The sequence below is a fragment of the Dysosmobacter segnis genome (assembly GCF_014297285.1).
Classification (GTDB): Bacteria; Bacillota; Clostridia; order Oscillospirales; family Oscillospiraceae; genus Oscillibacter; species Oscillibacter segnis.
Genome location: NZ_JACOQI010000008.1, coordinates 1 through 23,354, shown reverse-complemented (window position 1 = coordinate 23,354; position 23,354 = coordinate 1). Strand labels below are relative to the sequence as shown.

The 23,354-nt window shown below is 57.3% G+C and carries 21 protein-coding genes; 5 read left to right on the top strand and 16 right to left on the bottom strand.

Annotation, left to right across the window (positions count from 1 at the left end; translation table 11 throughout):
* Nucleotides 1-10 precede the first annotated feature (10 nt).
* On the bottom strand, nucleotides 11-1,729 hold the full coding sequence (gene ilvB / locus H8Z83_RS09510; RefSeq protein ID WP_187014807.1) for a biosynthetic-type acetolactate synthase large subunit: 1,719 nt from the start codon (nucleotides 1,727-1,729) through the stop codon (nucleotides 11-13).
* Nucleotides 1,730-2,101: 372 nt separating this feature from the next.
* The gene (locus H8Z83_RS09505; protein ID WP_187014806.1) at nucleotides 2,102-2,296 is read right to left on the bottom strand and encodes a hypothetical protein; all 195 of its coding nucleotides are present in this window, start codon (nucleotides 2,294-2,296) and stop codon (nucleotides 2,102-2,104) included.
* 495 nt (nucleotides 2,297-2,791) lie between these two features.
* Here H8Z83_RS09505 and H8Z83_RS09500 point away from each other — a divergent pair, with 495 nt between their 5' ends.
* Nucleotides 2,792-4,006 carry an ATP-binding protein gene (locus tag H8Z83_RS09500; RefSeq protein ID WP_187014805.1) on the top strand — a complete coding sequence of 405 codons (1,215 nt, stop codon included), beginning with the start codon at nucleotides 2,792-2,794 and terminating at the stop codon, nucleotides 4,004-4,006.
* A 129-nt stretch (nucleotides 4,007-4,135) separates the two neighbouring features.
* Here the strand turns inward: H8Z83_RS09500 and H8Z83_RS09495 are convergent, their stop codons facing one another.
* The 5 genes from H8Z83_RS09495 to nagB all read right to left on the bottom strand — a co-directional run bounded on the left by H8Z83_RS09495 (nucleotide 4,136) and on the right by nagB (nucleotide 9,100).
* A complete protein-coding gene (locus tag H8Z83_RS09495; RefSeq protein ID WP_187014804.1) occupies nucleotides 4,136-5,602 on the bottom strand; it encodes a bifunctional metallophosphatase/5'-nucleotidase in 1,467 nt (488 codons plus the stop codon).
* A gap of 301 nt (nucleotides 5,603-5,903) precedes the next feature.
* Nucleotides 5,904-6,653, bottom strand: a complete 750-nt coding sequence (locus H8Z83_RS09490; RefSeq protein WP_187014803.1) for an acyl-[acyl-carrier-protein] thioesterase — start codon at nucleotides 6,651-6,653, stop codon at nucleotides 5,904-5,906.
* A gap of 239 nt (nucleotides 6,654-6,892) precedes the next feature.
* Entirely contained in the window at nucleotides 6,893-7,792 is a 900-nt protein-coding gene (locus tag H8Z83_RS09485; protein ID WP_187014802.1) for a dihydrodipicolinate synthase family protein, read from the bottom strand.
* 14 nt (nucleotides 7,793-7,806) lie between these two features.
* A complete protein-coding gene (locus H8Z83_RS20165) occupies nucleotides 7,807-8,013 on the bottom strand; it encodes a GntR family transcriptional regulator (protein ID WP_366464093.1) in 207 nt (68 codons plus the stop codon).
* A 349-nt stretch (nucleotides 8,014-8,362) separates the two neighbouring features.
* Nucleotides 8,363-9,100: a glucosamine-6-phosphate deaminase gene (gene nagB / locus H8Z83_RS09475; protein WP_187014801.1), complete on the bottom strand. Its 738-nt coding sequence runs from the start codon at nucleotides 9,098-9,100 to the stop codon at nucleotides 8,363-8,365.
* Nucleotides 9,101-9,321: 221 nt separating this feature from the next.
* Here nagB and H8Z83_RS09470 point away from each other — a divergent pair, with 221 nt between their 5' ends.
* From H8Z83_RS09470 to H8Z83_RS09455, 4 genes are all read left to right on the top strand, one after another.
* Nucleotides 9,322-10,692 (top strand): MATE family efflux transporter, encoded by a 1,371-nt coding sequence (locus H8Z83_RS09470; protein ID WP_187014800.1) that lies wholly within the window; start codon nucleotides 9,322-9,324, stop codon nucleotides 10,690-10,692.
* 401 nt (nucleotides 10,693-11,093) lie between these two features.
* The gene (locus tag H8Z83_RS09465; RefSeq protein WP_187014799.1) at nucleotides 11,094-11,984 is read left to right on the top strand and encodes a Fic family protein; all 891 of its coding nucleotides are present in this window, start codon (nucleotides 11,094-11,096) and stop codon (nucleotides 11,982-11,984) included.
* Nucleotides 11,985-12,116: 132 nt separating this feature from the next.
* Complete coding sequence (locus tag H8Z83_RS09460) at nucleotides 12,117-12,692, top strand: RNA polymerase sigma factor (RefSeq protein ID WP_187014798.1); 576 nt, start codon at nucleotides 12,117-12,119, stop codon at nucleotides 12,690-12,692.
* The gene (locus H8Z83_RS09455; RefSeq protein ID WP_187014797.1) at nucleotides 12,689-13,924 is read left to right on the top strand and encodes a PepSY domain-containing protein; all 1,236 of its coding nucleotides are present in this window, start codon (nucleotides 12,689-12,691) and stop codon (nucleotides 13,922-13,924) included. The genes H8Z83_RS09460 and H8Z83_RS09455 overlap by 4 nt, the downstream gene beginning before the upstream one ends.
* A 208-nt stretch (nucleotides 13,925-14,132) precedes the next feature.
* Here H8Z83_RS09455 and H8Z83_RS20160 read toward each other — a convergent pair whose 3' ends face one another.
* From H8Z83_RS20160 to H8Z83_RS09415, 9 genes are all read right to left on the bottom strand, one after another.
* Entirely contained in the window at nucleotides 14,133-16,934 is a 2,802-nt protein-coding gene (locus H8Z83_RS20160) for an S-layer homology domain-containing protein (RefSeq protein WP_187014796.1), read from the bottom strand.
* Complete coding sequence (locus H8Z83_RS09445; protein WP_187014795.1) at nucleotides 16,921-19,671, bottom strand: hypothetical protein; 2,751 nt, start codon at nucleotides 19,669-19,671, stop codon at nucleotides 16,921-16,923. The genes H8Z83_RS20160 and H8Z83_RS09445 overlap by 14 nt, the downstream gene beginning before the upstream one ends.
* Nucleotides 19,668-20,009, bottom strand: coding sequence for a glycosyltransferase (locus H8Z83_RS09440; protein WP_187014794.1), 342 nt, complete (start codon nucleotides 20,007-20,009; stop codon nucleotides 19,668-19,670). The genes H8Z83_RS09445 and H8Z83_RS09440 overlap by 4 nt, the downstream gene beginning before the upstream one ends.
* Nucleotides 20,010-20,333: 324 nt before the next feature.
* A complete protein-coding gene (locus H8Z83_RS19575) occupies nucleotides 20,334-20,957 on the bottom strand; it encodes a PrsW family glutamic-type intramembrane protease (RefSeq protein ID WP_187014793.1) in 624 nt (207 codons plus the stop codon).
* On the bottom strand, nucleotides 20,954-21,577 hold the full coding sequence (locus tag H8Z83_RS19570; protein WP_243184876.1) for a histidine kinase: 624 nt from the start codon (nucleotides 21,575-21,577) through the stop codon (nucleotides 20,954-20,956). The genes H8Z83_RS19575 and H8Z83_RS19570 overlap by 4 nt, the downstream gene beginning before the upstream one ends.
* Entirely contained in the window at nucleotides 21,570-21,911 is a 342-nt protein-coding gene (locus H8Z83_RS09425; protein WP_187014792.1) for a DUF4179 domain-containing protein, read from the bottom strand. The genes H8Z83_RS19570 and H8Z83_RS09425 overlap by 8 nt, the downstream gene beginning before the upstream one ends.
* Entirely contained in the window at nucleotides 21,895-22,452 is a 558-nt protein-coding gene (locus H8Z83_RS09420) for an RNA polymerase sigma factor (RefSeq protein WP_187014791.1), read from the bottom strand. Before H8Z83_RS09420 ends, H8Z83_RS09425 begins: the two co-directional genes overlap by 17 nt.
* A gap of 220 nt (nucleotides 22,453-22,672) precedes the next feature.
* Entirely contained in the window at nucleotides 22,673-22,954 is a 282-nt protein-coding gene (gene tnpA, locus H8Z83_RS20375) for an IS66 family insertion sequence element accessory protein TnpA (RefSeq protein ID WP_418727570.1), read from the bottom strand.
* Between the two features lie 205 nt (nucleotides 22,955-23,159).
* On the bottom strand, nucleotides 23,160-23,354 hold a 195-nt coding region (locus H8Z83_RS09415; protein WP_187014790.1), incomplete at its 5' end, for an S-layer homology domain-containing protein.

Sequence of the window (23,354 nt, the reverse complement as noted above, 5' to 3'; positions counted from 1 at the left end):
CCTCCTCTCCTCAGCTCAGCAGGAATTCCGTGATGTGATGGCCGCCGTTGACCATGGGGTGCACCATCTCGTCAGCGTTGATGGCGCAGTCGATGACGTAGCCCCGGCCCTGAGCGCTTTCCGCCAGCGCCTCCGTGATGGCCTCCTCCAGCTCGCTGGGCTGGGTGACCCGGCGGCCCTTCAGGCCGAAGGCGTCCGCGAACTTCACGAAGTCCGGGCTGCGGTTTTCCAGAGACGTCTGGGAATACCGGTGGTCATAGATCAGGCTCTGCCACTGCCGGACCATGCCCAGATTCCGGTTGTTGAAGATCACGGTGATGACCGGCAGCCCGTAATAGGCCACGGTAGCCAGCTCATTGCCGTTCATGCGAAAGCAGCCGTCGCCGGTGATGTGGATCACCGTTTTGTCCGAGTTCCCCTGCTTGGCGCCGATGGCGGCCCCCAGGCCGAAGCCCATGGTGCCGAAGCCGCCGGAGGTCAGGAGCTGGCCGGGATAGTCGAAATGCAGGTGCTGGATGGCCCACATCTGGTGCTGGCCCACGTCCGTGGCCACGATGGAATCCTGAGGGCATTTCCGGGCGATGGTGGAAAGCACCTGCTTCGGCGTCAGGACGCTCTCGCTTTCGCCGTACTCCGTTTCCCGGGGGAAGGAGAGCACGAAGTCCTTCCACTCCTTATGCTCGTACTGGGGCAGGCGCTCCAGCAGCAGGTTCAGGACTTGCTTGGCGTCGCCAATGATGTGATGGTCCGTCTGGACGTTCTTGTTGATCTCCGCCCGGTCGATGTCGACATGGACGATCTTGGCCTGATGCGCGAAGGTCTCCGGCTTCAACGCCACCCGGTCGGAGAACCGGCAGCCCACGGCGATCAGCAGGTCACAGTTGTCGCAGGCCATGTTGGAGGCCACGGAACCGTGCATCCCGATCATGCCGGTAGTCATCACATCCCGGCCGGAAACGCCGCCGCCACCCATCACGGTGATGGCCACCGGCGCGTCGATCCGGCGGACAAACTGCCGGAATTCCTCGTGGGCCCGGCTGCGGACCACACCGCCGCCGCAGATCAGCATGGGCTTTTTGGATTCCGCAATCATCTCCACCAGCTTTTCCACGTCATCCAGATCCGCCTCCGGCATTTTCAGGCTGCTGGTGTAGGCCCGGCGAATCAGAGACGCCAGATGCCCGGTGGCAGCGTGCTGCTCCAGAGGCAGCGGCTCGTAGTCGCACTCGGCGCTGGTCACGTCCCGGGTGATGTCGATGACCACCGGACCGGGGCGGCCGCTGCGGGCCAGAGCGAAGGCCTCCCGCACCGTGTCCGCCAGCTTTGTCACATCCCGCACCAGATAGGTGGATTTCGTAATGGGCATCGTAATGCCGGTAATGTCCACCTCCTGAAACGCGTCCCGACCGATGAGGTTCTGGGGCACGTTGCAGGAGATAAAGACCACAGAGGAGGAATCCATGTACGCGGTGGCGATGCCGGTGGTCAGGTTCGTGGCGCCGGGGCCGGAGGTAGCGAAGCACACGCCCACCTTGCCGGTGCTGCGGGCGTAGCCGTCCGCCGCGTGAGCGGCCCCCTGCTCATGGGAAGTCAGAATATGGGTGATCTCCTTATAGTCATATAAAGCGTCATACACGTTCAAAATCGTGCCGCCGGGATACCCGAAAATGGTATCCACCTTCTGTTCCCGCAGACATTCCATCAAGATCCGCGCGCCTGTGAGTTTCATGTCGATTACCTCCCCGTACAAGTAGCAAATCATAACCACCGGCCGTGCCGGTGGTTTGCACAGGCCCCCTTGGGGCCTATTACCAGCCGAACCTATAGGTTCATCGAATCTTCTTTCTACTGCATGATGCGCCCTACTGCTATTGAAATAGCGGCTTGGCGCATTTTGCTTTTCGTTTCTCCCTGGTTATCCGTCTTTTTGAATCACACCTTATCGCCCGCTTTCCAGACTTGTTCCTCGCTTCGCTCGGATATTTTTTCTGGGCATAGCTAAAGCTCTTTGTAACCACCGGCATTGCCGGTGGTTTTCTTTATACAAAAAAGCGGCCCCGCTGACCAGCGGGACCGCTTTCGGCTCGTTTTTCTTACAAGCTCAACCGTTCTGTACCCCACGCCAGCCATATGGAATTGTGCCAATAATGGAAATAATGGCAACAAAAATGGACGCCATAATGGCGTCCATAATAATGGCGATCATAGAGCGGGAGCTTGCGGCGCAAGAGGATACGGCGTCTGCCTTGGCAGCCGCTGCAACAGTATGATCGAAGAACTTCATCATCCTGTCCACATCCCCTCTCGTAAGATGTGGTTACAGTACCACTCATGAAGCGCTTTGTCAATCCGGTTTTGATAGATCGACCTATCTTTCGTAGCATTCCCAAAAATTTGCAGAATCCCGGCAAATTGGAATTGTAAATTTTGCCATAAAAAGCCAATCCCGGATCAGTTCTGCGGAAGGGCCGCAGACTTATACAGCACCCAAAACGGCGCCCCCGCCGGAGTTCCTTCTCCGACAGGGAGCGCCGTTTCGTTTCCGCTTTTCTGCTCCGGAGATCCGCTCAGGAAATCCCGCCGCTTTTCCGGGAACGGCCCTCAGTCCTCCACCTCCGCAAGCACATTGGAACCTTTTGATGATCGGCCGCACATTTTCTGTTCGTAGCTGTCGCTTTGTGTCAAACTTTATATTTTATCAGTTATAACTTATAAACTCACAATTTCTCTATTGAATTTCAACCGTAAGTGTGCTATACTATAGTCAGCCACGGAAAGGAGGCTAAGACTTATGATCAAACGCGAACTGTATATGAGCCGTATCCGTCCTTTTATCGGAACAGAGCTGATTAAAGTCATGACCGGTATTCGCCGCTGCGGGAAGTCGGTCATGTTGGAGCTGATCAAGCAGGAACTCACGGAGTCCGGTGTCAGCCCGACGCAGTTTGTCTCCATCAATTTTGAAGATATGAGCTATTCCCACCTGCAAACCGCACAGGCGCTGCATGATGAGATCACCAAACGCGCCAAGGAGATCGGTGGCAAGGTCTACCTCTTTTTCGATGAGATCCAGGAGGTCAAGGACTGGGAGAAGTGCATCAACTCTCTCCGTGTTTCGCTGGATTGCGACATCTACATCACCGGATCCAATGCAAAGCTGCTGTCCGGTGAGCTTGCGACTTATTTGGGCGGTCGGTATGTGGAGTTTGTGATCTATCCGTTTTCTTTTGGGGAGTTCATGGAGTTGTATCGCACGATCACACCCGATGCGTCCATCCAGCAGAGTTTCCAAACGTATCTGCTTGCCGGAGGGATGCCCTACCTCGCAAACCTCCGCTATGCGGATGCGCCGTCCAAGCAATATCTTCACGATCTGTTCAACTCTGTCCAGCTCAAGGACATCGTGAAGCGGAATAAAATCCGGGATGTTGACCTGCTGGAACGAATCATTGCCTATGTGATCGCCAATGTGGGAACGACCTTCTCTGCGACCTCGCTTGCGAAGTTCCTGAAAAACGAGCAACGCACCGTTGCCCCGGAAACGATCTTGAATTACATCAGATACTGCTGTGAGGCGTACCTGTTCTATCAGGTGAAGCGGGAGGATTTGCAGGGCAAACAGATCCTTGCCTCCAATGAGAAGTATTATATTGCCGATCATGGCATCCGCGAGGCGGTCTTCGGCGGCAATATGCGGGACATCAATCTCATTTTGGAAAATATCGTGTATCTGGAGCTACTGCGCCGGGGCTATGAAGTGACCGTTGGCAGAACGGGCGATAAGGAAATTGATTTTGTATGCGACAAGCGCGGAGAAAAGCTGTATGTTCAGGTCACTTACCTGCTGGCATCGGAAGAAACCGTCAACCGTGAGTTTGGTGCGTATGACTCTATCCGCGACAACTTCCCGAAGTACGTTGTTTCTCTCGATGAGTTCGATATGAGCCGAAACGGGATCAAACACCGGAATATCCGCGACTTCCTCTTGGCTGAGGAATGGAACTGATATCAGTACCCGCCGCAGTGAAAAACTGCGGCGGGTTTTTATGCGGCACATCAGAGAACGCCGTCTCGTTTCCGCTTTTCTGTACCAGAGATCCGTTCAGGAAACTCGTCGCTTTTCCAGGAGCGGCCCTCAGTCCTCCATCACCAGGCGGCCCTCCACCTCCCGGCTGAGGTGCTGGTTCACCGTCAGGTATTCCTCCACCACGTCCCGGGCGGAGGTGGACAGCACCCGAATCTTGCCGTTTTTCTCCACCTCCTCCAGCGTGATGTCCAAAAACGGCTTGAGGTTGTTGTAGTGGTACTTCTGCACCGCCACGGTGTAGAGCCGCTCGGCGTACAGGGCCTCGCCGTCCAGCGTCAGGGTGCGGAAGGCCTGCTCGCTCCGGGACCAGACGATGTGCGTCCCGTGGGAGAACTGGTAGAACTCCGTGTGCTCCCCCTGAAACGCCTCGTCCCGCAGGATATGGCGGATCATCCGCTCCAGCTGGGTACCGGTGACCTTGAGCATATACACCGCGTCGTCATAGGGCAGGCACTCCACAAGGTCTGCATAGTGGACCACCGGGCCGAGGGAGTAGCTGCGGATGGCCCCGGACCCCATGAGCATCAGGTCGATGCCGAAGCTGTCCCGCAGAATGTCGGCGATGAGGTCTCCCAGCGCCGTTTCCTGATTGCGCTTGGGATGGGTCAGCTCACAGGAAAAGCGGGTAATGATGCGGTCATACTTCTGGGAGGTGGCGCTCCTGTAGCGCTGAATGAAGTTCTCCACCTCCTCGTCCCGGGGGCAGTGGGCATCGTCGATGGGGACCATCTGCCAGGTAAAGGTGTCGATGGCGTTGAGGTCGGTGTCCACCATGATGTCGAACCGGCCGATCTCGTCGGTACCGGTGCCCGCTTGCACGATGTAAATGTCGTTGACCTTGAAGGGCTCCTCTAACTTTGTGTGGCTGTGGCCGCCAATGATGACGTCCACGCCCCAGTCCGGGTCCAACATCGCCGCCAGCTTCTTGTCCTCCTCAAAGCCGATGTGGGTCAGCAGCACGGTGAAATCAATGTCGATGGCGTTGTAGGCGTTGCAGATGTTGCCCACCTCCCGGGCCGCCTCCCCGATGTCCACAAAGGACCCGATCAGCTCGTCCGTCTTGGTGGCGGCCAGCACCTCCTCCGTGATGATGCCGATGAACAGGATCTTCATATCGTCGATATGGGCGATCCAGAAGGGCCGGAACATCCGCCGTCCGTTGGATTTGATGTGCAGATTGGCGTTGATGATAGGGAAATCCGCGCACTTTTCCAGAAACAGCAGATGAGCGAGGCCGTAGTCGATCTCGTGGTTGCCGATGGTGGCCACGTCCGGCCCCACCAGATTCATGATGCCGATGGTAGAGGTGCCCTTGTACTCCGAATCAATGACGCTACCGCGGAACATATCGCCCGCCACGGCGTAGATTACGTTCTTTTCCTCCCGCCGCACTTTATTGACATAGCCCGACAACAGCGACACGCCGCCTACCAGCCGTTCGTCGATCTGTTCGGCCAGAAAATCGCCATGCATATCGTTCGAGTGCAGGATCGTCAGCTTTTTCAGATTTTTCATACACCGCTCCTTTCTTCCGCAGCCGATCGCTTCTCCGCTCGTTCGTTCCTCCCGATTCCGGCACAGCCCTCAGGGGGCTGACTGCAGTTTGAACAGGGGGTGCGCCGGTTTCCGCACCGCACCCCCTGCGCCTATTCACTTGTAAGAGATGGGCGGCAGGCCCGCTTGACATCACCTTTGCGGTGCAACCACCCAAATGGTATTACTTATTATAATAACATGATATCGGGTATCGCCGCAAATTGCAAAAACAATTTGCATTTCTGCCAGAAATATTTGTCCTTGTATTAAAGATTCCAAATTAAAACACGCACAGTGCGGTGAAGCAGGCGGCGTCCGGGCCGAGGGCCTCCATGAGATAGCTGCCGTCCCCGTTCCGGAAGCCCACCAGACGCAGCGTTTCGCCAAGGGTAGCCTCGTGGTTGTAATTGATGTAGAATTCCCGGGGCGTCCGCTCCTGTAAGTCACAGGGCAGGTAGTCCCAGATAATGTCGCCGTAGTTGGCGCTGTAAAGGTGGCCGTTGCCGTCCAGATCGGACCAGACCACTTGCCGGGTCCCCAGCTCCTCCACCCCCTCGTGGGGCAGCAGGAGCTTTTTCGGGTCCGGACAGTCGATGACCCGGCCGCAGGTCTGTATGGGCTTGGCGGTAAAGGCGGAGGGCCGCATGATCTTCCGGGTGGCGGGGTTCACTAAGATCCAGTCGCTTTTCACCGACACCCGCGCCTCGCCGGTCTGATCCCTCATCTCGTAGACCCGCTGCATGTGCGCGCCCTTGATCCCGTTTTCATAGGTGGCGATGTCCAGCACCTCCCCCGCCATAGGGATCTGGTGGATACGCATGGCCAGCCGGGAGAGCAGGAACACCTCCCCCATTTCAAACAGCACGTCATGGGTCAGGCCCCGGGCGTTGTAGTCATACCCCGCGTAGGCCGCCGCCTTGTTCAAAAGGCCGGAGACCCTTGCCCGCTGATATCGGTCACAGTCGGCAAAGCACAGCTCCTCCTGCCGGAAATAGCCGTTTTCATATAATTCCTGCCGGAAATCCTTCATGTGTATTCCTCTTTCCGTTGTTTTATGGACTTAATTTACCACAAACCGCGGTTTTTCACAATGCCCGAGTTGGACAACGCCCCGCCCTGCGGTGCAATGACCGTATTGTGAATTTGCCGGAAATGGTGCGAGGAAGAACGCAGCAAGCAGGGCCGGACAGAAAAATTTCTGTCCGGCCCTGCCCTTTTACTGTTATTGTATTTGCCGACCGAGGGGCCAGCCTTGAATCGGTTTCCCCGTCAGCGCATGGACCGGTATTCAGCCAACACGCTGTCCAGCAGGTCCGCGGCGCTCTGATAGATGGCGGCGTTCATCTGGTTGAAGGGGCAAACGGCCCGGTCGCTGATCTCCAGCCCCCGGTGCACCAGCAGCTTTTTGAGGATCAGGGAACAGTTGGTGTCCATATCGTAAATGGGCATCAGCTTCTGGATCAGGTGGTACAGGGCGAAGGTGCGATCAAAGTCCCTTTCGTTGGCAGCCTTCACCAGACTGCTCCAGATCTCCGGTACGATGATGGACAGCGCGCCGATGCACCCGCCGCCCCCGTTGTTGGCGATGTTGCTGAGGAACTGGTCGTCAAAGCCGGAGTACACGGTGAAGGGCTTCCCCTCTACCGCCCGGCACACCATATTGGTGTGGCCGGGGGTGGACACGGAATCCTTCAGCCCGATGATGTTGGGGTTCGCGTCGATCAAGCGGCGGATCGTCTCCGGAGCGATGGAATGTCCGGTGCGGGGCGGGAAGTTGTAAAGATACAGGTCTCCCTTCACGTCCTTGGCCAGACGGTCATAGTAGACGAATGGCTTTTCCTGATCCATCTCAAAATAGTAGGGGCTGATGACCATGGGCGTGTAGCCCAGCTCATACACCGCGTTGGACAGGGCCAGCGTATCGGCGTAGCGGATGCAGCCGGTACCGGCCAGCAGCTCCACCCGTCCGTTGACATACTCCGCATAGAAGCGGAAGAAGTCCAGACGCTCCTGCTCGTTCAGATCCGGAAATTCTCCGGCGGAACCCAGCACAAGAATGCCGTCCAGCCCGCCCTCGATCAGGAAATCGATAACCTTTTTGTTGCCTGCGTAGTCGGGCTTTTCCTCTTCGTTGAAAATCGTGACAACAGGCGCGATGATTTTTGCCATAGAAATCCTCCTAATCAGCCAGCTTCAGTACATCGAACACCAGTGTGCTGGCGGCCATCATAGCAAGGCCGTTGATGGCCTCGTAGGCCAGCAGCTTCAGCCGCTTCCCGGATCATTCCCCGGCTGACGCCGAACCGGTCCGCCAGTTCATATTCGTTGGGCAACTTTGCACCCACCGCCAGCCGTTCATCCAGAATATACCGGATGAGATTGTCCTCAATGCACTCTGTCAGCGCTTGATTTTAATGTTAATCAGTTCTGCCGTAGTTTGCTCCTTTTGGATAAAAGGTCCCCCTCGTGTCTCCTGATTCCGGTGGCATTGTACCATACCCATACGGGAAATGTAAAGAATAATTCAACGGTCAGTTCACCGTTTTGCATCTAGAATATGGTAATCTATCCGCAGGTGCAAGCAGCGGTGCGCAAGGTATCCACCGCCGCCGGCGGTGCGGTGTTTCCCACGGCTCACGCCTGTGCGTAACAGCGTCTGCACGAAAAAACGGCCGACAGTTTGACTGCCGGCCGGGAAACTCTATATGTTTACCGCCCTCTTAACGGGCAGCGATTCACTTACGCCTCTGCCGGGCAGTCTGCCAGAGCCGCCTCGTCGGCGATGACGATGACATCCCGGTGGAGCTGCAGGATCGACGCCGGGACCTGAGGCGTCACGGGGCCGAAGAAGCTGTTCCGAATGGCCTCCGCCTTGTCCGCGCCGCTGGCGATCAGCAGGACCCGCTTGGCCTGCATAATGGCCTGCATACCCATGGAGTACGCCTTCCGGGGCACCTGTGCCTCGTCCTCAAAGAAGCGGGTGTTTGCGGCGATGGTGCTCTCCGTCAGGATCACCTGATGGGTGCCGCAGGCAAAGCAGCTGTCCGGCTCGTTGAAGCCAATGTGAGCGTTGCGGCCGATGCCCAGCAGCTGCAAGTCGATGCCGTTATGCTCCTCGATGATCCGGTCATACCGGGCGCACTCCAAGACGCTGTCGGTCTGGGTGCCGTCCGGCAGGAAGCTTCTGTCCGCCGGGATATTGATATGGTCGAACAGATTCTCCCGCATGAAGCGGCGGTAGCTCTGGGGATGCTCCCCGGACAGGCCGCAGTATTCGTCCAGATTGATGGAAACCGCCTTCCCGAAATCCAGCTCGCCCTTCTGATACCACTCAACTAAATGGCGGTAGGTGCCGATGGGGGTAGAGCCGGTGGCAAGGCCCAGCACGCTCTTGGGGTTCAGGGACACCTGCGCAGCGATGATGTTCGCAGCCTTCAGGCTCATGTCATCATAATTTTTCGCACGAATCAGTCTCATAGGACCTCCTTCACAAACTTCCGATTTTCCGGTTGTATTTCTCTCACGGACAATTATAAGGGCCGCGCCCGTTCCTGTCAATACGGCGTTCATCTGCCGATACGGCCATTTCTGCGGCGCTTCCCCCTCTTTCCCCGGCTATTGACAAGCTCCGACCTTTCTGCAATACTCATCTTTAGCTGGCGGAGCTTCGGCATCCGCCGGATCGAATGGGAGGAAACATGTTGAAACAAACTGGGTATCCCCGGGAAGCGCCTCTGCTTCCCGCTATTCTTCGCTTTTCCATTCCGCTGATGCTGACGGGGATCTTGCAACTGGCGTACAACACGGCGGATTCCATCATCGTGGGCCGCTATGCGGGCCACGCTTCTCTGGCGGCCGTCGGTTCCACTACCTCTATTATTTTCCTCATCATCACGCTGTTCAACGGCGTTTCCATCGGCGCGAACTACATGGCCGCCCGGGACTTTGGTGCCCAGGATGACAAGGGTCTGTTCCGGACGGTACACTGCGCCGCCTTGCTGAGCGTTATTCTCGGACTGCTGGCCTGCGTGTGCGGGCTTCTGCTCTCCACTCCCCTGCTGCGCTGGGCGGACGCCCCGGAGGACGTTCTGCCTTTGTCGGTGCTGTATCTGCGAATCTACTTCTTAGGCGTCCCCGCTCTGGTGGTCTACAACTTCGGCAGTGCTCTGCTGCGGGCGGTGGGCGACACCTTTTACCCCCTGCTGTTCATGATCGTCTCCGGCGCGCTGAACGTCGCGCTGAATCTGCTGTTAGTGGTGGTTATCCCTTTGGATGTGGCCGGCGTGGCCATTGCCACCTCTGTCTCTCAGCTGCTCTCCGCAGTGCTGGTGACGGTCCGCCTGTGTACCTTCCGGGGACCGTGCCGTCTGGAGCTGCGGAAGATCCGGCTGTATCCGGACCGGACGGGCCAGATGCTGCGGCTGGGCTTCTCTGCCGGGCTGCAGGGCGTTCTCTTCTCCGCCTCAAACGTGATGATCCAGTCTGCCATCAACTCCTTCGGCTCCGTGGTCATGGCGGGCAGCTCCGCCGCCTCCGGCATTGAGAACTTCATCCACACCGCGCTGAATACCTTCTATCAGTCCGCCATCACCTTCACCGGCCAGAGCATCGGGGCCTCCGATCCCCGCCGGGCCGTGCGGGTCTTTCGGATCAATCTGGCCCTGACAACAGGGCTGGGCATTGTGCTGTGCACACTGGCCCAGATCTTTCAGGCGCCCCTGCTGGGACTGTACGTCCAGTCCACCGATCCGGCCTACGACGCGGTCATCGCCGCCGGTGTGGTCCGGGTTCTGGCACTCAGCCGGTTCCAGTGGGTCGGCGGCCTGATGGAAACGGCCTGCGGCACCCTCCGGGGACTGGGCCACTCCATGAATCCCACCGTCACCACCCTCATCGGCGCGTGTCTGCTGCGGGTGGTCTGGCGGTACACCGTGTTTGAAGCGGTGGGCACCGTGGAGAGCATGTACTGGTCCTATCCGGTCAGCTGGCTCCTGACTTTCCTGATCCACTTGATCTATCTGGAGCGTGACCGCCGCAGGCTGATGGTGGAGAACACGGCCGCCCGATAAGCAGCGGCTCCCATTCCGGATTTTTATATTTCTCATAAGAGGAATTGCGTTTTGGCAAAACTGCTTTTTGTGTGTCACGGCATTATTTGCAGAAATCTCTAAAATCCCCTGTAATATCAAGGTTTTTCAGGCTTGAAGGTAGTGCTACTACACCACTGCTACACCAGTGAGTCTCAATGTGACAAAAATTTTGAGATCGAGGTCAAGTTTATAGATAATATCTTACCGGACTTCATTTTCGATGGAGTCCGGATTTCTATATCCAGAAGCAGCATTTCCTGTGTCGGCAAAAAGTACAACAATTTCGTTTTGAATGCTATTGATATTTTTGCCGATGGCATGGTATACTATGTAATAGATTAACGTGGTTTTTTGATGGATTTTATGGTGGAGGATCATGGATGCGATATCTTTCAGTTGCTGAAATAGCGAAAAAATGGGATGTGTCCGAGCGCAGTGTTAGAAATTACTGCGCCCAGGGGCGTGTGAACGGTGCGTTTCTTACCGGCAAGACATGGAACATTTCGGAAAACGCAGAAAAGCCGGAGCGTACCAACAAAAGAAAAGATAAACCGACTACTCTGTTGGATATTCTGAAAGAACAGAAGGCAAGTAAATGTTCCGGTGGGATCTACCATAAAACACAGATCGAATTGACATACAATTCCAACCATATGGAAGGAAGCCGCCTGACACACGATCAAACCCAATATATCTTTGAAACCAACACCATCGGCGTAGAAAAAGAAGTGCTGAATGTGGATGACGTGATCGAAACAGCAAATCACTTCCGCTGCATTGACATGATTATTGATCATGCAAAAGCAGCTCTGACGGAGAAGTTCATCAAAGAACTTCACTTGGTTTTGAAAAACGGCACCAGCGATTCCAGAAAAGATTGGTTTGCTGTTGGCGAGTATAAGAAACTCCCGAATGAAGTCGGCGGCAGAGATACAGCCCTTCCGGAAGAAGTTGCCGATAAAATGAAGGCCTTGCTGACGGAATACAACGCCAAGGAAAAAAAGACTTTTGAGGATATTCTGGACTTCCATGTGAAATTTGAGCAGATTCATCCGTTCCAGGACGGCAACGGTCGTGTGGGCAGATTGATCATGTTTAAGGAGTGTCTGAAATACAATATCGTTCCGTTCATCATTGAGGACGATCTGAAGATGTTCTATTACCGTGGATTGAAGGAATGGAACAATGAAAAAGGCTATCTGACAGATACCTGCCTGACCGTACAGGATAAGTATAAAGCGTATTTGGATTATTTTAGGATTGCATATTAAGCAAGAAGCGAGGTGCAGCTATGTCAGCAGAAAAGAACTGGCAATTTGAACTTGAAGAATCATAAAAAATAAAATCCCATGCAATAAATCGTCCTTTCCGTGCATTACACGGATGACAGGAGATGGAAACCTATGCTCAGTATGCTGATGACAACCGAATATGCTCCGGCAGAGGATCGGCACGAGCTGCAGCAGTTGCTGATCCACATTGCCGGCGGTGAGCGTGAAGCGCTGGCGGAGCTGTATCAGCGCACGAGATCGGCGGTGTACGGCTTAGCGCTGTCGTACCTCAAAAACGCGCAGGACGCGCAGGATCTCACACAGGACGTCTATGTGCAGGTGTGGGATTGCGCGGCGCAGTACCGGCCCACCGGCTCGCCCATGGGCTGGCTGCTGGCCGTATGCCGAAACCTGTGCCTGACGCGCCTGCGGCGGGAAGAACGCCATGCCGCCCTCAGCGAGGAGGAATGGGACGCCATTCCCGCGCGGGAGTGCGGACTGGACGCCGACGAGCGTGCGTTGCTGCAAGGCGCATTGGCAAGCCTCGCTGACGAGGAGCGGCGCATCGTGCTGCTCCACGCTGTCACGGGCCTGAAGCACCGGGAGAGCGCGGCGCTTCTTGAGCTGCCGCTTCCCACCGTCCTGTCGAAATATCACAGAGCATTGAAAAAGATGCGCAGCTTTCTGGAAGGAGATGACGCCCGATGACCAATGAAAAAATGGAGCAGAGGCTGGCTGCGGCGCTTGAAAAGACCGCGCCGGATGATGTGAACGGCGTTCTCTCCCGCTGTGAAGAGCGGAAAGGAACGGTAATTCCCATGACAACAAAGAAAACGGCAAATAGAAAATGGACATCGCTCATTGCCGCCTGCCTTGCTGTAATGCTGCTGGGCGGCGGAGGCGTGTTCTACCAGCGAGCGAACGCGGTGGCGTCCGTGGTGTCGCTGGATGTGAACCCGAGCATTGAGCTGAAGGTGAACCGGAGCGAAAAGGTTCTCGTCTGTACGCCGCTCAACGAGGATGCAAAAGCCATCCTTGCGGATATGAGCAATGGAGCTGACCTCAAGGGGGCAAAGCTCGATGTGGCGGTAAATGCCATCGTGGGAAGTCTCGTGCGCAACGGTTATCTCGACAGCATTTCCTCCGCCATCATGATCTCAGTGGAGGACAAGGATACCGCCCGTGCGGAAAAGCTCCAGCGTGAGCTGACCAGCACTGTGGACGGTGTTTTGCAGACGAGCGAAGCAAAGGCCGCCGTCCTGACGCAGACGCTCACGCAGGACGCGGGGCGGGAACAGCAGGCCCGGGAAAACAACATTTCCACCGGAAAAGCGGCGCTGGTGAACCACGTGCTCGCACTCAACTCCGCACTCAAGTTTGACGCGCTGGCAAAGCTCTCCGTCGAGGAACTAAAGGATCTCGCGGAAGCGGGTGCGCCTGCCATGCCGATCGGTATGGATGCAGCCCGTACCGCTGCGGAGGAGTATGCCGGAACGACGGCGGTGGATTCCGTTACAGCGGAGGTCGATTCCGAACTGGACGAATTTCCCGCCCACTACGAGGTGGAGCTGCACACGGCATGGGGCGAGTTCGAGTATCTGGTAGATGCTTACACGGGAAAGGTGATCAGCGGACAGAAGGACTTGCTGACCACTGCTTCCACGCCTTCCACGCCAAATGTGACAACGAAGCCCTCTGATCAGAAACCCGATCCGTCCGGAACAGCGCAGGACATTGGCTACGCCAAGGCAAAATCTATTGCCCTGAATCACGCAGGTGTGAGTGAAAATGAAGCGTATGACATGGATATCGAACTGGACGATGAGGATGGAATACTCGTCTACGAGGTCGAGTTCAAATCCGGCAATATGAAATATGACTACGAGATCAACGCCGCCACCGGCGCGATCCTCAAGCATGAGTCGGAGTTGGATGACTGACGCGCAAAGCACTCCAGTAAAGCATATTTGGATTACTTTCGGATCGTGTATTAGGCAAGCCGATTTTTAAAACATCAACCGCTTACCCGCGGCATACACAGCAGGTGCCGAAGCCGCAAACCCACATCAGAGAATCCGTTTTATAGGTTGAAAGGGACTCCCTTGACCGCTTTTGCAGTCAAGGGAGTCCACTTTACATATATTGCGATCACTTCTCCGCGTACAGCCGCCACAGGAACGTCACGATCTGCGCTCTCGTGCAGCCGCTGCCGGGGCTGAAGGTGGAGCTTGTTGTGCCGTTGGTGATGCCGTTGTCCGTGGCCCACTTCACCGCTTCGGCGTAGTAGGCGTCGGCGGCCACGTCGCTGAAGGCAGGCGCACCGTCGGCGGACGCCTTGGACGCCCGGAACAGGAAGGTCATGCCCTGAGCCCGGGTGCAGGTCGCGTCGGGGGCGAACCGGCCGTCAGCCGTGCCGGTGGTGATACCCTGACTCAGCGCCCAGCGAACGGCCTCCGCATAATAAGCGTCACTGGGAACGTCCGTTAGATCCATGGCGTAGTTCACCACTGGAGCCCCCGCCGCCCGCCACAGGAAGGTGACGATCTGGGCCCGGGTGCAGGGCTGATTGGGACCAAACAGGCCGTCGCCGATGCCGCCGGTGATGCCCTTCTTCTGCGCCCATTTCACAGCTTCGTAGTAATACGCATCGGTGGGAACATCCCGGAAGGGGCTGATCTTCGCTTCCTCCGTGAATGCAGCCTTGACCTCCACCCTTCCGGCGGGCATGATAAAGGTAAATCTGCCATCGCCCTTGTCGGTCAGTTCAAGCTCCTTGCCGTTTTTGTCAAGCACCTTGAGGCTGTCCAGCTCATAGCCCTCGTCCGGTTCCGCCGTGACGGTCACGCGGTCGCCCTGGCTGGCGTTCTTCGGGCTGACGCTCACGCTGCCGTTTTCCGTCTTATCCGGAATTCCGACGGCATAGCGGGGATCAGAGTCATCCCGGCCGGACGAGGGCGAACCTCCGTCCCTCGACCAGTTTGCCGTAACGGTCACGCTGCCGTCCGGCATGGTGAAGATCGTTTCTTCGGCGTTGGGATCATCAAAGACAACATTGCTGCCGGACGTCCAGCCGTTGAAGGTGTAACCGCTGCGGCTGCCTGCGCGGACGGTGACAACGCTTCCCGCCGCATAGCTTCCCGCACCGGAGACATCCGCATAGCTGCCGTTCACAGTGACGGCGTACCGGGTCTGCCGGGTGATCATCGCCATCTGCTGCGTGGATTCATTGCCCACGCTGTCCTTCGCGCTGAGGAAAAGGACGCCGGTATTATCCGCTCCACGCAGCACACCGGAAACGGTAAAGCGGCCGTCGCTGCCGGCGGTGACAGACTGGGCGGCAGACTGACTGGTTTTTCCATAAATGATCTCGCTGCCGGCATCCGCCGTGCCGGTGACGGCGTACTCGCCGGTGTCCCGATCAGCGAAGAACACCGGGTCGGAGAGGGTCAGCACGGGGGGCGTTTCGTCGCGGCTCACCAGCAGGAACACGCTGGTCACGTCCTTGTTCTGCTTGCCTTCCACCCGGAGCATCAGACTGCCGGTGAAATCGGGGATGTCATAGCTGTTGGAAGACGTCAGCGTGGTGGGGGAATCTTCATCATCCATCCGCGTAATGGTGATACTGTCGGCGTCGCAATTCACGGTGAGCGTGCCGGGATTTTCACCCACATAGGCGTGGAAGACACCGTTATCTTTGTCGCACTCCTTGTCGCCCACTTTAAAAGAGATCTTCAATTCCTTGTACTCTGGCAGGAACACTCCATCGTCGGCAGACTGCGTTTCTTTGCTGTAATACTTCGCGGTAAGCGCCTTTTGAGTGCCGGTTCCCCCGCTCCCCGCAGTACTGCCCTCTGTACCCTCCGCGGCGCTTGTCTCCTCGCCTTCCATGGAGCCGGTCTCCGTACTCTCTGTAGAGCCCGCCCCTGTACTCTCCGTGAAGTACGGCACCTCTCTATAGGCGCTCACGCCGATTCTGTAGTCCTTGTCCGCCTCGAGATTTTCGGCGGGAACGGACACAGCAGAGTTCTCTCCGCTGGCCTTAACGGCGTTTCCGCCCACGGTCAGCGCCATGTTGATGGAGTTATCCAACTGCCCATCTTTGGATTTTTTGAGGTCATAGCCAAAGCCGGTGTCCTTCCACTCGTTGCCGTCTTTCTGATAGACCGTCACGCGGTAGCCGTCGGCGTCGTCCACCTTATCCCATGCAGCCTTCATCACCTCGTTGCCGACAAAGGTCAGCGTAACGTTTGCCGGAGCAGCAGGCTGATTGCTGTTCGTGTAGTCCACCGTGGTGTCAGACTGCCAGCTGTCGATGGCGGCAAGGGCGTTCACAGTTTTGCTCGCTCCGTTCTCGGTGACCTCAACGCTCTTTTCCGTCATTAGGAAGGAGGTCACATAGTACTCGCCCGTGGGCGCGCGTGTGCCGCTGGGGGAAACAGTGACGGAAATGAAGTTGGAATCTGTCACAATTTGCTCGTCGATCAGGTAGTCCGCGCCGCCCTCTTTCTCGGCAAGATAGGTGCGCAGGGTATACTCTGTGTTCATTTCGGCGTATTCGACCTGGCCGGTTACCTCACCGCTATGCAAGCTCAAATCCAGCTTTTCAAACGGTGTAACGGTAACTCCCTTAGATTTCTCCCTTACAAGCGTAAGGGAGTCTGTATTGACCTCATAAGTCCCGCCACTCTTCAGCCGCAGCAGCACCACGCGGTATTTGTTTCCGTCTACATTCTCGATAAGGTCGGTGCCTGCGTTGATCTCATAGGTGGAATTGATTTGACCGTCCTCACCCACCCAGTTGATGTCGATGCGGTTGGTCTCATCTTTTTTCGTAACAATCAGAGCTTGTTTGATATCCTCCTCGCTCACGCTCTCGTCAAACGCCAGCAGGATATACGGTGTTTCCGCCGGATCGGTGACTTTTACCTCAATCACCTTAGAAGTTTTCACTGCTGCCGTTCGTGAGCACAACGGGCTCCAGAGCCGTCAGCATCAGAGCCTCCTCGCCGTCCTCAAGCGACACCGCCTGCACCACCGGCGTCACGCCGTGGTCCTCCCATTTCCACTCGGGCAGCTTTTTGATCAGCTTGCCCTCAAGATCCCATCCCTTACCCTTTTCGAAGTCGGTTTTGATGATATTCGGAAGAATGACCCACGCGCGCACATCATAGAGCCAGTTCGTCGTCTGTGCCATCGCGCCGAGGTAGACATTGATGTTATTAAACGCATCCTTCATGCCCTCGCTGACGCTGATGCCGCTAATGCGAGCCGTGGTCTGTCCGCCGATGATCAGCTGAATATCCGTTTGCGACAGCTTTGCCCCTCTGAGGCAGGGGATAAAGAAATTACTGGGGATCTGCAAGATGCCCTGCACCTTGCCGTTGGTGCCGATGCCGAGATACAATTTGTCCTTGTTCTCATTCACGCCGCCGAAGGCCCCCAGCTCGATGGAGGATTTCAGAACGATCACATCAAGCTCTGTACTCGGCAGATTGAGCTCGAGCGCCTCCGAGCCGGCAAAGTAGATGCCCGTGTAGGTTTCATTTCCATATTTCCGCTCCTGCCCGTTGAGCTTGAGGGCGTAGCCAAAGCTATCGATGATGGATAACTTCGCGCCTACAATGCCCACGTCACTTGCTGTGAGGGATATTTCACTTGGGCCGATCACCACATCCCCCGTGCCCTCGATGAGGTGGAGATAGGTGCCCGTCAGCGTGCCGCGCAGCTTGATGGGCGGAATGGCAAAGTAATCGCCGTTCACCGTTTTTGCCAGATCCATGAAGCCCGCGCCGCCGCCGTTGAGCTGACCAACGGGAATGGGCGGAATAAGGGGGATGCCGGGGCTTGCCTTGACATAGAAATACAGCGTGTTGGGCAGCAGGCTGCCGTCCTTTTTGCTGCGCGTCAGCTCCAGCTCCGCCTTGGTCTCAAAGAGGTCAAAGACGTTCAGCTCCAGTTCAAAGGCGTAACGCTTGTTGCCATTGAAGGTATTGACCTCGCCCTTGACCTTGGCAAGCTCCAGCGACAGCATTTTTTCGGTGTCAAAGCTGCCTTTCGCGTGGACGCCGTTGACCTTGAATTCATTCCCCTTCAAGCCGTAACCCAGCTTTTCCAGCGAAAATTCCGCGCCGTCGAAGATGGTCTGAAAGCCGATCTCGCCGCTGAACACAAGGTTTCCCGCCGCGTCGGCGGCGGCGTTCCTCAGCTTCACCGTGGCGTAGGGAATGTCCACATAGACGATGGCATCGTTGTTCTCGGGGGCAATGCCAAATGTAAAGCCGTCCCTCGTGAGGGAGATTTTCAGGTCATTTTCCGCTCCGGTTTTGGGCTGGTAGAATTTGAAGGTAGGCGCGTTCAAACTCACGCCGCTTTGCTCCACGGTTCCGTTCTTGTGGATGACGAGCTTGCCGCCGCTGCCCCACGTCGCCGTGACGGAGGGAGACAGCAGCGCCGCCCCGCCGGTGAAGGTGAAGGCTTCGCCGTTTGTGCTCTCATAATCGCCGTTGATGAGGGCGGCGGGGTCCTTCTTGTACTGCCGCTTCAGCGCCTCGAGCGCCGCGTCGTCGGCCACGTGTTCCACCGTCACGCCGCTGCCGCTGGAGAAAACGGCCAGCCGCTTGGCACTGATGGAGATATTCACCTTGTCCGGTTCGCTGGGGATGGGCTGCGTCAGCTTCGTCAGGCTGCGGAAGCCCCAAAGGAAGTGTGAGGGAACTATGCTGTAATCGCTTCTATCACCGAAATAATAACCGATCTCATCCCCGCACTCCACCCGGGTGTCGCCGGGGCGGCTGGCCGGCGCTACGCTGACCCTGTTCGGCAGATAGGTCTTGATGGTGCCGCTGTTGCTGTCGCTATATCTATATCCATAATAGTTCGACAGCCCCACAAAGGGATTGGCCCAGTTGTAGCCGTCCGTATAGACCTCGGTGATGTAATTGGAGCACCAATTGCCCCCCGGCGGATAGTCCTGCGCCGTATCCAGATTTTCCACCTTGCTGGTAAGCACGGAGTTTTCGGTGGAAAGCTCTTTCTTCGTTGTATGATCGTAGACGGTGCGGCTCAGCTTGAGGGCGGGGCTGTCAGCGGCGTTTCTGTGACCCATGGCGGCAAAGCCGCTGAGGGTATAGCCCCATCGCGTCTCAAGCTCAATGCCCAGAGAGCCATTAGAATCCGCGCTGGTGATCTTGATAGCGTCAACGCTTGTCAGAACGCCCCATGTGCCGTCCAAAGACAGCTTTGCGATCTCATAGTAGACCGTGGTCGTTCCTGTGACGGTTTTCCCGGACACCGTGGCCGTCAGGTCGTACTCCACCTTGATGGCCTTTGCGGGGCCGTTAAGCGTTTTGTCCACAGAGCTGATGCGCTTCAGGCTGAGCTTGGCGGGATGCACGATATCCCGCTTGTTATCTCCGCGGCCCTTAAATGTAACAAAATTGCAAAACGGCGTCTGCCTGTCTGTGGGGTCGGCGCTGTCCGCCGCCGGGGCCGTGGAGAGCGTGCCGTCCTTCCGCACGATCACGCGAAGATAATCGTTTCGCAGTTCCCACGACCCGCTGTTCAGCTTTTTCGCTGTCACGGTACCGCTGTCGACCGTCTGGATGTCTCCCAAATAGGCCACAGCCTCCGTGGGCAGCAGGCACAGCAGCAGGCACAGCGTCAATAACAGGGTGATCGTTTTTTTCATGATGCGTTTCCCTCCTTGTCTGTCTTGTTGTTCTTTTCTCGTTTCTCTCGCTCATGCAGGCGCATACAGACCACCGTCAGGACAGCGGCGGCCGTAAAGGACGCCACACCCACCAGCACATAGCCGCCTGCGCTGTCCGCCAGCAGCGTCGCGCCGTAGGCCCCCTGGACGGCGGCGCCGGGTGCCCCGCCGATGAAATGAGCCAGCGCGCCGGTCAGACCCAGAGCCAGCGCGGTACACAGGGTTTCCAGCCGCCGCAGCGCCGTCCGCTCCCGCTTTTGGATCAGCCGCAGGGCCGTCTGCTTCACACGCCGGACGCGCTCCGTGGTGTCATACATGCCCCTTCCTCCTTCCCCGAAAAAGTCCTTACACTCTGATAGGGACAAAAATGGAGAAAACTATGCACCAAAAATTGAAAAAATTTCAAAAAAAATCAGACCGTCCTGTCGGACGATCTGATGGAGGCTGTCGATAAAGCGGGAGATTTTCCGCAACGGAAAGGAAGGGTGTGCGCGGGAAACCCAAGAAGGGTGTCCTGCGCCATTGAAATCCTAAGTTTTCAGAACTTTATAAAAGTTCTGAAAACTTGCTCAGCGGGGCGAAAAGACTTTTTCGACACGCTGAATCAGACCGTCCAACAGGACGGTCCGATGAGACTGTATTTACGCCTCGGCTTTCCGCGCCAGCAGCCGGAAGCACAGCGCCGTGGGCAGCGGGACAAAGTAGGCGATGAGCTGAGGCGTCCCCCCGGCGCTGACCAGAAGATTGTAGATGGCGTGGTAAATGATGGCCACGCACAAAAGCGCAAACAGGCAGGCCGCCCGCAGGGGGCGGCTGTCCCACACGGGGCGCAGGACGCCGCCGTACACATTCCCGCAGACCACGTGCATCGCGCCGGTGCCGAAGCCCCGGATCAGCAGAAATAGGATCTGGTCCGCGCCGTTCTGCGTGAGGAAACAGATGTTTTCAAAGGTGGCAAAGCTGGCGGCCACGATGACGGCGGCCAGCCGGAAGCGGGCGAAGGTCGGCTCAAACACTGCCAGAAAGAACAGCAGCGGCAGCAGCTTCATAATCTCCTCCACCACAGGCGCGATCTGGGTGGCGGCATTGACGGCGTCCGCCTGATAAAGCCGGGCGAAGAAGGTGTTGAGGTAGGCAGAGAGCAGACAGGCCCCCATCCCCGCAAGGCAGAACACCAGCGCGGCGCGCTGTCCCCGCTTTAAGGACAGCAGCGCCACCACCAGCGGGGCCGCCATGCAGACGAATACATTTTCGATATAGGTCACGCCTCCACCGCCTTTCGCACTGCGGGCAGAAACAAAAGCAAAACGAGGGTCAGCAGGAAATCGAACCAGAAGTAGGGATTCGTCAGGGTGTCGCTCACCCAGAAGCAGGAGGCCGTCCACAGGGCGTACTCCAGCGCGATGAAGGCCAGTACCGTTCCGTAAAACCGGCGCAGCCGCCCGTTTTCCGTCCGTTTCGCCCAGACGAGCCCCCGCATCGCGCACCACGCCAGCATCATCGTCAAGCCGCACATGAGGACGTTGAGAAGCAAATCGCCGCGGGTGACGTACAGCACGAACTGCGGCAGGCAGAACACCGGTGCCAGCCAGCATAGCCCCGTCCGGGACTGCCGCTCCCCTGCGTCGAGCAGCGTCAGCGTCAGGGCGAGCAAAAAGACATAGCTGGCCAGCCACGCAAGGTCGGAGACGTAAAAAACCTGCGGGGTCTCCTGCCGCAGCAGCAGGTGCAGCGTCCAGTAGAGGGTACCCAGAGCGAAGGTCCCGTAGAAACAGGTCAGCAGAAACCACGGCTGTTCGCGGCTTTTGAGATACGCCCGCAAAGCGGCGCAGAAGCCCGCCGTCACGGCGAGAAACTGCGAGAGATAGTCCCAAAACTCAATCATCGTACCGCTCCTCGTCCGCCGAATCCTCCTCATGCCCGCGCAGTCGGACGCACAGCACCGTCACGCACACGCCTAACGCGAAGGCCAGCAGGCCCACCACGAGATAGCCAAGGCTCCGGCCGCTGAAAACGCCGGCGGCCATGCCGACGCCCAGCGCCGTGTCGGAAAATCCCTCCGTGATGCCGGGCATGACCAGCGCGAGGGAAACGATCACAACGAGACAGGCCGCTGTACCGGCGCAGAGGAGCCCACGGGCACGGCGGCGCTGCCGTTCCCGCTCCAGTTCCCTTGCCCGCCGCTTGGCCGCGGCCAGCCGTTCAGCCGTTGTACGCATCCGTGATCCCCTCCTGTTCCAGCCGCTTTCGCAGCGCGATTTTTCCACGGTAAATGAGGTCCGCCACCTGCTTTTCCCGCTTGCCCATGACGGCGGCGGTCTCCGCGTGGCTCAGTCCCTCGAAATAGACGAGGAACAGCGCCTCCCGGTAGTCCTCGTGCAGTTCCGTCATGCAGGTCCGCAGGAGCCGCGCCCGTTCTGCCGATTGCACGGCTTCCTCCACCAGCTCCCGCGCCTCCGGTTCCTCCGTCAGCGCGTCCAGCGAAAAGCAATTTCCCGCCCGCTTTTTGTGCAGCAGCCGCAGGGCCATGTGCCGCGCCGACTGGTAAAGGTAGGCGCGAAAGCCGCCGTCCCGGATGTGGGGCTTTTTGGCGATGAGATAGGCAAAGACCTCGATCATCAGATCCTCCGCCTCGTGAAGGTCGCAGAGGTAGCCGTCCAGATAGAGGGTCAGCTTGGTGCCGTAACGCTCCATAAGCTCGCCCAGAGCGTCCTCGTCACCGTCGAGATAGCGGCGGTATAGCGTTTCGTCTGTCGTCATTCCGCCGCCTCCCTTCGCCGCGTTTTTCATGATTATAACACGCCCCATGCGCCCTTGTCGATAGAATTGATATACTCGAAAGGCTCCTGCCATCAGTTCCACGCCCCAGGTCGTCGCCGCCCGTGCCAGCAAAAAGCGGATAAAACGCTTGAAGGCCAATTCCGGTTTCTTCATTTCCGCATTGAACGTCTTTTACCTACCATCTCTTGACAGTAGGTAATCATTCTTTGCCGACGCGCAGCGTAGCGGAACGTTCCGTTGTGTTGCAGCACACCTGTTTCGGTACTGGTAATTCTGCAAATGCAACCGCAGGCGTTTCAGACAGTGCCTTCGCTGTACTGGCAGCAGACAATAGCTCACGTTCCCAGCGATAGTATGTAGTTGGTGTGGTTCCTCTCTCCCTGCACCACTGCCTGACTGACAATCCGCTGCTTCTGCAATCCCGAATGGCTCCCGCCCATTCCTGCAGCCGTGCTTGGTGCTTCAACTCTATGGATGTCATGGCGTATCCCCCCTGACGTTAATAGTGGTGGAACGTTTCGCAACTTCCCACCACTATTGTCCCATGTCTGTCCAGCCGCCCTCAGCTTTGACGGTTACCATTTTGCAAAAGTCGGATGAGTCGGTCCCTGTAAACCGCGCCCCGGCCGGGCAGAAAAAAACAGCGGGAAATCTCGAATGAGGTTTCCCGCTGCTTGCGTATGAAGTTACTTCATGGTGCGATACAGGAAGGTCACGATCTGGGCGCGGGTGCAGCCGTTGTTGGGGCTGAAGGTGGAAGCGGACGTACCGTTGGTCACGCCGCTCTCCACGGCCCAGGCCACTGCGTCAGCATAGAAAGCATCGGCCGTCACGTCGGTGAAGCCGTTCACCGTGGTGGGCGCGGTGCCCAGTGCGCGGTA

What these genes read in the sequence shown, in the direction of transcription:
- H8Z83_RS19570 (WP_243184876.1), bottom strand. Translation starts at nt 21,577, where the DNA reads ATGATTGAGTTTTGGGACTATCTCTCGCAGTTTCTCGCCGTGACGGCG.
- H8Z83_RS09425 (WP_187014792.1), bottom strand. Translation starts at nt 21,911, where the DNA reads ATGCGTACAACGGCTGAACGGCTGGCCGCGGCCAAGCGGCGGGCAAGG.
- H8Z83_RS09460 (WP_187014798.1), top strand. Translation starts at nt 12,117, where the DNA reads ATGCTCAGTATGCTGATGACAACCGAATATGCTCCGGCAGAGGATCGG.
- H8Z83_RS09470 (WP_187014800.1), top strand. Translation starts at nt 9,322, where the DNA reads ATGTTGAAACAAACTGGGTATCCCCGGGAAGCGCCTCTGCTTCCCGCT.
- H8Z83_RS09455 (WP_187014797.1), top strand. Translation starts at nt 12,689, where the DNA reads ATGACCAATGAAAAAATGGAGCAGAGGCTGGCTGCGGCGCTTGAAAAG.
- H8Z83_RS09465 (WP_187014799.1), top strand. Translation starts at nt 11,094, where the DNA reads ATGCGATATCTTTCAGTTGCTGAAATAGCGAAAAAATGGGATGTGTCC.
- tnpA (WP_418727570.1), bottom strand. Translation starts at nt 22,954, where the DNA reads ATGACATCCATAGAGTTGAAGCACCAAGCACGGCTGCAGGAATGGGCG.
- H8Z83_RS09490 (WP_187014803.1), bottom strand. Translation starts at nt 6,653, where the DNA reads ATGAAGGATTTCCGGCAGGAATTATATGAAAACGGCTATTTCCGGCAG.
- H8Z83_RS09440 (WP_187014794.1), bottom strand. Translation starts at nt 20,009, where the DNA reads ATGTATGACACCACGGAGCGCGTCCGGCGTGTGAAGCAGACGGCCCTG.
- H8Z83_RS09420 (WP_187014791.1), bottom strand. Translation starts at nt 22,452, where the DNA reads ATGACGACAGACGAAACGCTATACCGCCGCTATCTCGACGGTGACGAG.
- H8Z83_RS09500 (WP_187014805.1), top strand. Translation starts at nt 2,792, where the DNA reads ATGATCAAACGCGAACTGTATATGAGCCGTATCCGTCCTTTTATCGGA.
- H8Z83_RS09495 (WP_187014804.1), bottom strand. Translation starts at nt 5,602, where the DNA reads ATGAAAAATCTGAAAAAGCTGACGATCCTGCACTCGAACGATATGCAT.
- H8Z83_RS09485 (WP_187014802.1), bottom strand. Translation starts at nt 7,792, where the DNA reads ATGGCAAAAATCATCGCGCCTGTTGTCACGATTTTCAACGAAGAGGAA.
- H8Z83_RS09445 (WP_187014795.1), bottom strand. Translation starts at nt 19,671, where the DNA reads ATGAAAAAAACGATCACCCTGTTATTGACGCTGTGCCTGCTGCTGTGC.
- nagB (WP_187014801.1), bottom strand. Translation starts at nt 9,100, where the DNA reads ATGAGACTGATTCGTGCGAAAAATTATGATGACATGAGCCTGAAGGCT.
- ilvB (WP_187014807.1), bottom strand. Translation starts at nt 1,729, where the DNA reads ATGAAACTCACAGGCGCGCGGATCTTGATGGAATGTCTGCGGGAACAG.